This window comes from Paraburkholderia sp. Ac-20347, from assembly GCF_017104805.1.
Taxonomy (GTDB): Bacteria; Pseudomonadota; Gammaproteobacteria; order Burkholderiales; family Burkholderiaceae; genus Paraburkholderia; species Paraburkholderia tropica.
In genome coordinates, this window is the sequence record NZ_JAAGPN010000276.1 from 1 (window position 1) to 10,114 (window position 10,114).

General features: G+C 63.2%; 8 protein-coding genes. 6 read left to right on the forward strand and 2 right to left on the reverse strand.

Features of this window, described 5'->3' with window-relative positions; all coding sequences use genetic code 11:
• Positions 1 to 213 precede the first annotated feature (213 nt).
• The gene (locus G3N97_RS32210) at positions 214 to 912 is read left to right on the forward strand and encodes a pyridoxamine 5'-phosphate oxidase family protein (RefSeq protein ID WP_205996972.1); all 699 of its coding nucleotides are present in this window, start codon (positions 214 to 216) and stop codon (positions 910 to 912) included.
• A gap of 179 nt (positions 913 to 1,091) precedes the next feature.
• Positions 1,092 to 1,589, forward strand: coding sequence for a hypothetical protein (locus G3N97_RS32215; protein WP_205996973.1), 498 nt, complete (start codon positions 1,092 to 1,094; stop codon positions 1,587 to 1,589).
• 111 nt (positions 1,590 to 1,700) lie between these two features.
• On the opposite strand, the gene G3N97_RS32220 is transcribed toward G3N97_RS32215, so the two are convergent.
• Together G3N97_RS32220 and G3N97_RS32225 are read right to left on the reverse strand one after the other, a co-directional pair.
• Positions 1,701 to 3,452 (reverse strand): cholesterol oxidase substrate-binding domain-containing protein, encoded by a 1,752-nt coding sequence (locus tag G3N97_RS32220; protein ID WP_241030966.1) that lies wholly within the window; start codon positions 3,450 to 3,452, stop codon positions 1,701 to 1,703.
• Between the two features lie 170 nt (positions 3,453 to 3,622).
• Positions 3,623 to 3,928 carry a hypothetical protein gene (locus G3N97_RS32225; protein ID WP_205996974.1) on the reverse strand — a complete coding sequence of 102 codons (306 nt, stop codon included), beginning with the start codon at positions 3,926 to 3,928 and terminating at the stop codon, positions 3,623 to 3,625.
• A gap of 263 nt (positions 3,929 to 4,191) precedes the next feature.
• Here G3N97_RS32225 and G3N97_RS32230 point away from each other — a divergent pair, with 263 nt between their 5' ends.
• From G3N97_RS32230 to oxlT, 4 genes are all read left to right on the forward strand, one after another.
• Positions 4,192 to 6,006, forward strand: a complete 1,815-nt coding sequence (locus tag G3N97_RS32230) for an oleate hydratase (protein ID WP_205996975.1) — start codon at positions 4,192 to 4,194, stop codon at positions 6,004 to 6,006.
• A 71-nt stretch (positions 6,007 to 6,077) separates the two neighbouring features.
• Complete coding sequence (locus G3N97_RS32235; protein ID WP_205996976.1) at positions 6,078 to 6,878, forward strand: GntR family transcriptional regulator; 801 nt, start codon at positions 6,078 to 6,080, stop codon at positions 6,876 to 6,878.
• 134 nt (positions 6,879 to 7,012) lie between these two features.
• Complete coding sequence (locus G3N97_RS32240; protein WP_205996977.1) at positions 7,013 to 8,638, forward strand: gamma-glutamyltransferase family protein; 1,626 nt, start codon at positions 7,013 to 7,015, stop codon at positions 8,636 to 8,638.
• 131 nt (positions 8,639 to 8,769) lie between these two features.
• Entirely contained in the window at positions 8,770 to 10,080 is a 1,311-nt protein-coding gene (oxlT, locus tag G3N97_RS32245; protein WP_205996978.1) for an oxalate/formate MFS antiporter, read from the forward strand.
• Positions 10,081 to 10,114 lie beyond the last annotated feature (34 nt).

Consider the following 10,114-nt stretch of genomic DNA (forward strand, 5'->3'; position numbering starts at 1 on the left):
TGCCAGCTCGCCGGGCGCCGCGTCGCGCCGGGCGACCGGCCGAAGCCGCCGCCAAACCGCTGCGTCCCGCGCGCAAAACCGCCGCAAAGTCATAAGTCCACGGAAATTCGCGGGCCAGCGTGGCCCTACGCAAGTGGCGTCCGCTGGGTCTAGCGCTGGAGCCACCGCTTCGCTAGTCTGATCGGCATTTGATCCAGCCAGGAGATGCCGAGGATGTCCGAGACCGATACCGTCGCCAGTAAGGGCACGCCGCCGTCGCCCCGCACGCGCGTGCGCCGCATCGCGGAGCGCGCCGACTACGAGACCGCCACTCTGCACGCGATTCTCGACGACGCCTATGTGTGCCACGTCGCATTCGCCGACGATCACGGCGTGCACTGCATTCCCACCGCATGCTGGCGCGAGGGCGATCATCTCTACATCCACGGTTCGAATGGCAGCCGCATGCTCAAGCTCGCCGCCGAAGGCGCGCAGTGCTGCGTGACGGTCATGCACCTCGACGGCCTCGTGCTCGCGCGCTCCGCGTTCCATCATTCGATGAACTATCGCTCGGCGATGATCTACGGCGTGTTCGAAGTCGTGCCCGCCGAGCAGAAGGCGGCCGCACTCGACGCCTTTCTCGATCACATCGCGCGCGGCCGCGTGAATGAAGTCCGTCGCGGCGACCGCAATGAACTCGCTGCGACGACGATCCTGCGTCTGCCGCTCGACGAAGCGGTATCGAAGATTCGCACCGGCGGTCCGAGCGACGACGAAGCGGATCTCGCGTTGCCCGTTTGGGCCGGCGTGCTGCCGCTGGCGCTCAAGCCCTTGCCGCCCGAGCGCGTCGCGGCGCAAGCGGGCGAGTCTGCAGACGATGCGCCGGATTATGTGAAAGCGTGGGCGCAGCGGGTGGCATTGACGTCACGTTAAAGACGGATGCGGGGGGAAGCGCAAGCGCGATTCACCCTATGGCAGTGCGTTTTTCCCTTCACCTTGATATTGGCGTGCCGGTTCGACGCTATTTGATTATTGGGGGTGGTAATAACTTGTATCATGTGAATAATTGATTGGTGAATTTGCGGTCATTATGTAAGTCACATAAATTATCCATGAATACAACTGAGCCTATTGCGTTTTCTCTCGGCAAGACAACATACACAATTCCCGCCGCTATCACGCAGGCGCGTCCCGAAGACGATCTGAATTTTCTGCATGTCCAGGCGCGGGAGCACGCGCATGCGCTTGGCGATCAGATTGCCGATCTCGAAGCCACGCTCGACACCGCGCGCATCGACAAGGTGATCGCCGACACCGTGGTCGCGAAGTTGTCGGTGTTGCTCGAGGAGGTGCAGCGCATCAGGGCGCGCCGCGTCGAGGAGGCCGCTGCGCCGCCCATCCACGAAGAGGCGGTCCCTGCTCCGGTCGCACGCGTCGTTCGATCCGGCCGCTTACGCGGCATCAGCATGGCGATGGTTTTTGCGCTACTGCTGGCAGCTGTCGCCGTGTTGGGGTTTGGCGAATGGGGTGAAAATGCCAATCACTGGATCAAGCAACAAATCGCCATGAAATCGCATAAAAAGGACGGCGATTCAATTCTGAGAAAATGAATTGCATCGTCCCGCACGTTTCCGTAAATTGTGAAAATGCAAAAGCGGCCGGATTCCGCTCATTCGAACTCATTCGAATATCGGAATGATCCGGCCGCGAATATAAAGATTTTACGGCAGTAGCTGTTCGAGCAGCGGCGAAGAGAAAACGCGGTGCGGGTCGTAGCGGTCCAGCGTCGCTCGCGCCGTGTCCCAGCTGCTGGCGGCCGGTTGGCCTTCGCGATGCAGGTTCGGAATCGTGGTCGAGATCGCGACAGGATCCTGCCACGCGGCCGTGGTGGTATAGGCCCAGCCTTTCGACCATTCCGGGCGCATGGTCGCGTACGAGCCGCTGTAATTCGACAGCATCCACTGCTCGATCTCGCGATAGAACGCGCAGGCATTCGGCGTGCCGGGCAGCGTGAGAATGTCGAACCAGATGGCCGTGTCCCATTCGGGATGATCGGGGCGCGGCTTCAGCGCGGATAGCGCGGGCACCATCGCGCCACCGCCGATATCGCCGGGCTGATCGAGGCCCGTCACGCGAATTTCAACCGGACCGTTCATCGGATACTGTCCGCGCGCCTTATAGACATCGACGCGATTCTGGTAATACACGACGAAGTCGTTGATCGCGCGTTGCACGTCGGCGCGGCGCGTCAGGACGGCATAGCCGTTCGCGGTCACGCGCAGCGTGGTGGGGCGGATATATTGCAGCACGGTGCGCGACCAGCCCCAGATATCCGCATTGCCAGTCATCGCGAGACCGAGGTTCACGATCGACATCTGCGTCTGGCCGAATAGCGGTGTCAGCGCGCCTTGATTGCCCACGACGATGTTTTTGACGAAATCGGCGATCTGCAGCGAGATCGAATCGGAAAACGGATAGTTATAAGGTTGCGTGACCACGCGCGACGATGCGGGTCTCGTCGGCGCAACGCTCCAGACCTTGAGCCACGGGCTGGTCGTGAACGGAAACCAGATGGCTTCCAGACGGCCGGACTGATTGAGAAACGACTCGACCGTGCGTCCGCCCGAACCGGCCGATGCGAACAGTTCTGTCGCCGGAATATCGACGATGCTCTGGCAGCGCAGCCGCTGGTTGGCGCCCGCGACCAGCGTGACCTCGACGAGGATGGCACGCCCAACGTGCGCGAGGAACGCCGCGATATCCGGATCGGTGCGATGGAACGCGCGGAGCGCGTATTGCTGCGTGGTGTTGTCGAACACAACCGCCGTGAGCGAGACGATCAGATTGCTCAGCGAGCCATAAGTCTGACCCGTCGACAACGATTCGCCGACGGCGGGCACGGCGGTGCCGTGTGCGTCGATCGCGAGCGCGCCGCCGAGCGTGATGTCGCCGGGCGCCGGCGCCGCAATCACGCCGAGGTTGTGCAGTTCGAGCGTCGCGAGCAGCGTTTCGAGCGAGACGCCGGTTTGCGCGGTGACGGTCGCGGGGCTGGTCGAGGTGTTGACGCTCACCGCAGTCAGCGACTTCGTGGTGTCGAGCAAGACAACGTTCGCCGAGGTGGCCGCCGACTCCAGCGTGAGCGGGGACCAGTTGTGCATGTGGCCGCGCGGGCGAATGCGATAGCCGTTGGCAAAGGCCCAGTTGACCACGGTCACGACGTCGGCCGCGTTGCGCGGCGCGGCCGTCCACACGTTCGGCACGGAAATCTCGCCGCTCCAGTTCTGGAAGGCTTGCACGTAGAGCGGGACCGTCGCCGGGAAATTGGCGGGGCGGGGCGCGATGCCCTGCGCGTTCGCGGCAATCTGGTAAATCGGCATCCAGCCTGCAACGGCCCCGGCGGCGGCAAGTTTGGACATGTTGGCCAGAAAGGCCCGGCGCGACGACACGTGTTCGTCGTGGATGGTATCTTTCATATTGTTAGTTATGCTATTCAGTCAGGCCAATTCCCCGGACCATCACCTTGCGGGTGAGATAGAGAATACGCAGCGAAGGAAGCGCTGAAAATCGATTCGAAAGATGGCGCCTGAATCCCCGCGATCGACAGCCTCGCGGGGGTATCACGTTCAGCTTGATTCAGCGGCGATCACGAAAAGAATCCGGCGGAGCCGGGTTCGCCCGTATGGAAGTAGTTGTAGTCGACGCTGCCGGTGCCGCCCAGCGCGTAGCCGAGTGCGCCGACTGCGCTGAGCGTCGTGTAGCCAATCGTGTCGACGGCGAAGTGAATCGCCTTGCCGACGATCCCCAGCGAATTCACGATGAGGCCCGGCAAGGTGAGAATGGGCGTGTCGAGCACATTGTTCAGGAACTGATCGACACCAAGCAGTAAATCGCCAATGAGCGTGCCGCCGCCCGATACCGCGTCAATTTCCGTCGCACTGAGTGTTCTCATGATTTCATCCTTTTTTAGCTATGGGTATCGATCCCTGTTCCAAACCGAGGTTTCATACGGAAAAGGGTGTGGATCATGGTGCACGAAGGGGTAATTGATCGCCCATCGAAATAATTCTATTTTTTTATGCAGGATAATTAATCTGAATTAAGTGCGCAGCTGCCTGGTGGCGTTTTTCGGACGTTATTCGAATAACAATTCGGACATTCACGTTAAAGTGGTTGCAGTTGGCCAATTCTGTTTGATTTCCGAAAGGACTCGTCATGTACTACAGCAGCGGCAATTACGAAGCATTCGCCCGTCCTCGCAAGCCAGCCGGTGTCGATGGCAAGCGCGCCTGGTTCGTCGGATCGGGGCTGGCATCGCTGGCGGGTGCGGCGTTCCTGATCCGCGATGCGCAGATGGCGGGCGAGCGCATCACCATTCTCGAACAGCAGCACCTTCCCGGCGGCGCGCTCGACGGCATCAAGGAACCGGAAAAAGGTTTCGTGATTCGCGGCGGTCGCGAGATGGAAGATCACTTCGAATGCCTGTGGGATCTGTTCCGATCCATTCCGTCGCTGGACGTACCGAATGCGAGCGTGCTCGACGAGTTCTACTGGCTCAATAAGGACGATCCCAATTACTCCTTGCAGCGCGCCACCGTGAACCAGGGGCAGGACGCACATACCGACAATCAGTTCAGTTTGAGCGAGCAGGCGCAGAAAGACATCGTGCGGTTATTTCTCGCCACGCGCGAGGAAATGGAAGGCAAGCGCATCAACGAGGTATTCGGCGACGATTTTTTCGCCAGCCATTTCTGGCTGTACTGGCGCACGATGTTTGCGTTCGAAGCCTGGCATTCGGCGCTGGAAATGAAGCTCTATTTGCATCGCTTCATTCATCATATTGGCGGTTTGCCCGATTTCTCGGCGCTCAAATTCACGCGCTACAACCAGTACGAGTCGCTGGTGCTGCCACTCGTGAAGTATTTGCAGGATCACGGCGTGACGTTCCAGTACGGCACCGAGGTCGTCGATGTCGATTTTCGCATCGAGCCGGGCCGCAAGCAGGCCACGCGTATTCACTGGCTGCGTGACGGCGCGGCGGGCGGCGTCGATCTCGGCGCGGACGATCTCGTGTTCATGACCATCGGTTCGCTAACCGAAAACTCCCGCAACGGTGATCACCACACTGCGGCTGAACTCGATGCCGGCCCGGCTCCCGCCTGGGAACTGTGGAAACGCATCGCGGCGCGCGACGCGGCGTTCGGCCGCCCCGAGGTCTTTGGCTCGCATATTGCCGAAACCAAATGGGAATCGGCGACGATCACCACGCTCGACGCGCGCATCCCTCAGTACATCCAGAAGATCGCGAAGCGCGATCCGTTCAGCGGCAAGGTCGTGACCGGCGGCATCGTCACGGCGAAGGATTCGAGCTGGCTGCTGAGCTGGACGGTCAATCGCCAGCCGCATTTTAAACAGCAGCCGAAAGATCAGATCGTGGTGTGGTTCTACGCGCTGTTCGTCGATACGCCCGGCGATTACGTCAAAAAGCCCATGCAGGATTGCACCGGCGAGGAGATCACGCGCGAGTGGCTCTATCACCTCGGCGTGCCGCGCGATCAGATCGACGAACTGGCCGCGAGCGGTGCGAAAACGGTGCCGGTCATGATGCCGTATGTGACCGCGTTCTTCATGCCGCGCCGTGCGGGCGATCGCCCCGATGTCGTGCCCGAAGGCGCGATCAACTTCGCGTTTATCGGCCAGTTCGCCGAGTCGCGGCAGCGCGACTGCATCTTCACCACCGAGTATTCGGTGCGCACGCCGATGGAAGCCGTCTACACGCTGCTCGGCGTCGAGCGCGGCGTGCCGGAGGTGTTCAATTCCACCTACGACGTCCGCAGCCTGCTGGCCGCGACGGGGCGGCTGCGCGACGGCAAGCCGCTCGATATTCCCGGCCCCGCGTTCCTGCGCAATCTGCTGCTGAAGAAACTCGACGCGACCCAGATCGGCACGCTGTTGCAGGAATACGGGCTCGTGCCGCACGAGGGGCAGCATGAGAGGCCGCACGAGGGGCAACATGAGGGGCCACGCTAGCGCGACGCGATATCCGCGCGGCGTCGCAATTGTTTTCTTCCGGGCAGGCGCGTTTGATAAGCTTTCCGACCATGCCCGACATCAAGCTGAATCTCTCGCTCCACGACAGCCCGTCGTCCGTCGCGTCCGCACCGATTGCAGCGGACGCCGCGCTGACGCGGGCTGACCGCGTCTACTACACGCTGCGCAACGAAATTTTCGATATGCACCTGCTGCCGGGCGACCGGCTGACCGAGGGCGCGATCGCCGAGCGTTTCGCGGTCTCGCGCACGCCCGCGCGCGAAGCGCTGCAACGTCTGCAAAGCGACGGCTTGATGCAGGGCTATGTGCGCGGCGGCTGGGAAGTCGTGCCGATCGACAACAAGCGTTTCGACGATCTCTACGAAATGCGCCAGATGATCGAAACCTTCGCGGTGCGCAAGCTGTGCAGCGGCGAGGCGCCGCAAGCCGAACTGCATCTGCTGCTCGACGCGCTCGATCGCACGTGGAAAGTGGGGCGCGCCCAGCGTATCGCCGATGGTCACCGGCTCGTCGAACTCGACGAGGCGCTGCATCACGCGCTGGTCGCGGCGGCGGGCAACGACGAACTCACGGCGACGATGCAGCGCGTGACCGACCGCATCCGCGTGGTTCGGCGGCTCGATCTCGTGCACGGCGACGGCATCGCCGAAACCTACGACGAACACGCCGCGATCCTCGACGCCGTTCGTCGCGGCGACAGCGCGCTGAGCGTCGAACTCGTGTCGCGTCATATCGGCGGCAGTCAGGCGAGCGTCAACGGTCTCACGCTGCAACGCCTGCGCGCCGTGCGCACCGAGACGGGGCGCGATGTCGTTGCGCACGCACCAGCGCGGCCTCGGCGCACCAGCTGACGGCACGGCGCAGCCCCGCGCGAAAGACGGCGTAGGCGGGCTGAAAGCCTTATCCAATCGGCATTCTCAGGGTTTTTACCAAGGTCTGGCACGAATCTCGCATTAACGTTTTCGTTGTATACAAGGAAACGTCGATGCCTCTCGAACACACTGCTGCACCCATCCTGAATCCCACGCGCGGCGCGCGCGGCATGGCGGTCGCGCCGCACGCGCTCGCTTCGCAGAGCGCGCTCGCCGTCCTGCGCGAAGGCGGCAACGCGGTCGAGGCGATGATCGCCGCCGCCGCGACCATCGCCGTGGTGTATCCGCACATGAACAGCATCGGCGGGGACGGCTTCTGGCTGATCTCGCGTCCCGGTCACGCGCCCATCGGCATCGAGGCGTGCGGCGCGGCGGCGATGCGCGCGGACATCGCCACGTACCGCGCGTTCGGGCTGGACGCCGTGCCGGCGCGCGGCCCGCTCGCCGCGAATACCGTGGCGGGCACCGTGTCCGGCTGGGACTTCGCGCAGCGCTATTCGCAAGCCGCGCTCGGCGGTCGGCTGCCCGTCGCGCGCCTGCTCGAAGACGCGATTCACTACGCGAAACACGGCGCGCCGGTCACGCGCAGCCACGCCGATTGCGTTGCGCGCAAGGGTGCCGAACTGCAGCACGTGCCGGGCTTCGCGCAGACCTTCATGACCGATGGCCGCGCGCCGCAGACCGGCGAGCGCTTCAAGAACGCGCGTCTCGCGGCGACGCTGCAACAACTCGCCGACGCAGGTCTCGACGACTTCTATCGCGGCGATCTCGCGCGCAGCATCGCGCGCGAACTCTCGTCGCTGGAAACGCTCATCACGCTCGACGATCTCGAACGCCATCGTGCGCGCGAACGCACGCCGCTCGCGCTCGACCACACGCTCGGCACGGTCTACAACATGCCGCCGCCGACGCAGGGCCTCGTTTCGCTGCTGATTCTCGGCGTGCTCGATCGCGTGCTGACCGACGGCATGGACCCGCTCGGCCCCGATTTCGTGCACGCCTGCGTGGAAGCGACCAAGCTCGCATTCAAGGTGCGCGACGAGCATGTGACCGATCCCGACCATATGCGCATCGATCCGGACGCGCTGCTCGCGCCCGACGCACTCGATGCGATGGCGCGTCAGGTGTCGATGTCGCGCGCAATGCCGTGGGGCAACGGCCGCGGTCCTGGCGACACGGTCTGGATGGGCGTCATCGACAACGACGGCGTGGCCGTGAGCTTTATCCAGAGCATTTATCACGAGTTCGGCAGCGGCATCGTGCTGCCGGATTCGGGCATCAACTGGCAGAACCGCGGCTGCAGTTTCTCGCTCGATCCCGCTTCGCTGAATCCGCTGATGCCGGGGCGTCGTCCGTTCCACACGCTCAATCCGGCGCTCGCACAGTTCGCCGATGGCCGCACGATGGTCTACGGCAACATGGGCGGCGACGGCCAGCCGCAATCGCAAAGCGCGGTGTTCTCGCGCATCGCGCGCTACGGCTGGAATCCGCAGACCGCGATCGACGCGCCGCGCTGGCTGCTCGGCCGCACGTGGGGTCAATCGACCGATTCGCTGAAACTCGAAGCGCGTTTTCCTGCGGCCACTGTCGACGCCTTGCGCGCGCTCGGCCACGACGTGGAAGTGCTCGACGCCTACGACGAAGCGATGGGGCATGCCGGTGCAATCGTTCGGTATCCGAATGGATTGCTGGAGGCGGGCAGCGATCCACGCAGCGACGGTTCGGCCGCGGGCTGGTAGCGCGAGTCATCGCATGACCTGACGCATTCACCGCGTTAACTCATCGACTGTTTTTTATATCCGGTTCGGCGTTGTGCCGAACCGGAGGGCGGCACTCGTCCTTTTTCATCCGCATTCAACGGGGAAAACACATGAATACACGCATTCAGACGCTCGGCGCGGAGACCACCGCAAGCACGCACGCCGTCGCGACGCACAATCGCTGGCTCCAGCTCGGCCTCGGCCTGCTGTGCATGATGGCCATTTCGAGTCCGCAATATGTGTGGACGCTGTTGACCAAGCCGCTGTCCGCGAAACTCGGCGTGCCGCTGCCCGAACTGCAGGTCACGTTCTCGCTGCTGATCATCCTGCAGACCTTTTTCTCGCCGTTTCAGGGCAAGCTGATCGATCGCTTCGGCCCGCGTCTGCTGATCTCGCTCGGCACGGTGATGTCGGGGCTGAGCTGGGTGCTCGCCTCGCTGGTCACGAGCACGTCGATGCTCTACCTCACGTACGGTCTCGTGGGCGGTCTTGGCACGGGCATCGTCTATGTCGGGGTGGTCGGGCTGATGGTGCGCTGGTTCCCGGATCGACGCGGCTTCGCGGCAGGCGCCGTGGCGGCCGGTTACGGCATGGGCGCGATCGTCACGACGTTCCCGATCTCGGCATCGCTCGCGACGCGCGGCCTCGACGCGACGCTGTGGATGTACGGCATCGCGTTCGCGGTCGTGGGCTTTCTGGCCTCGCAAGGTCTGCGTGTGCCGCGTGACGTTGCGCCGACGCAGACATCTTCGTCGGAACGCGCGACTGCGTCGGCGAGCGTGCCGAACCTGCGTCCGTCGCAGATGATGAAGTCGCCGCTGTTCTGGCTCATGTTCGCCATGATGACGATGATGTCGACCTCGGGCCTCATGGTCACCTCGCAGATGGCGACCTTCGCGGCGGACTTCGGCATCACGAAAGTGGTGGTGTTCGGCATGGCCGCGCTGCCGCTCGCGCTGACCATCGACCGCTTCACGAACGGCCTCACGCGTCCGCTGTTCGGCTGGGTCTCCGATCGTTTCGGCCGCGAAAACACGATGTTTTTCGCCTTCGCGCTCGAAGGCGTCGCGATGGCGCTCTGGTTGCTGACGCGCGATAACGCCGTGCTGTTCGTGCTGCTCTCGGGCGTGGTGTTCTTCGGCTGGGGCGAGATCTTCTCGCTGTTCCCGTCCACGCTGACCGACACCTTCGGCACGCGTCACGCGACCGAGAACTACGGGTGGCTCTATATCTCGCAGGGCATCGGCTCGATCTTCGGCGGGCCGCTGGCGGCGCTGCTGCATCTGCATGCGGGCAGCTGGGTGCCGGTGTTCGCCTCGGCGATCACGCTCGACATCGTCACCGCCGTGCTCGCGCTGTTCGTGCTCAAGCCGATGCGCGCGCGCTTTCTGCAGCAGAGCGCGCAAACCGCCGCGAACTGATCGGCGATCCACCTTCGGGCATCCCCCGATTTGC

What these genes read in the sequence shown, in the direction of transcription:
- G3N97_RS32210 (WP_205996972.1), top strand. Translation starts at nt 214, where the DNA reads ATGTCCGAGACCGATACCGTCGCCAGTAAGGGCACGCCGCCGTCGCCC.
- G3N97_RS32215 (WP_205996973.1), top strand. Translation starts at nt 1,092, where the DNA reads ATGAATACAACTGAGCCTATTGCGTTTTCTCTCGGCAAGACAACATAC.
- G3N97_RS32220 (WP_241030966.1), bottom strand. Translation starts at nt 3,452, where the DNA reads ATGAAAGATACCATCCACGACGAACACGTGTCGTCGCGCCGGGCCTTT.
- G3N97_RS32225 (WP_205996974.1), bottom strand. Translation starts at nt 3,928, where the DNA reads ATGAGAACACTCAGTGCGACGGAAATTGACGCGGTATCGGGCGGCGGC.
- G3N97_RS32230 (WP_205996975.1), top strand. Translation starts at nt 4,192, where the DNA reads ATGTACTACAGCAGCGGCAATTACGAAGCATTCGCCCGTCCTCGCAAG.
- G3N97_RS32235 (WP_205996976.1), top strand. Translation starts at nt 6,078, where the DNA reads ATGCCCGACATCAAGCTGAATCTCTCGCTCCACGACAGCCCGTCGTCC.
- G3N97_RS32240 (WP_205996977.1), top strand. Translation starts at nt 7,013, where the DNA reads ATGCCTCTCGAACACACTGCTGCACCCATCCTGAATCCCACGCGCGGC.
- oxlT (WP_205996978.1), top strand. Translation starts at nt 8,770, where the DNA reads ATGAATACACGCATTCAGACGCTCGGCGCGGAGACCACCGCAAGCACG.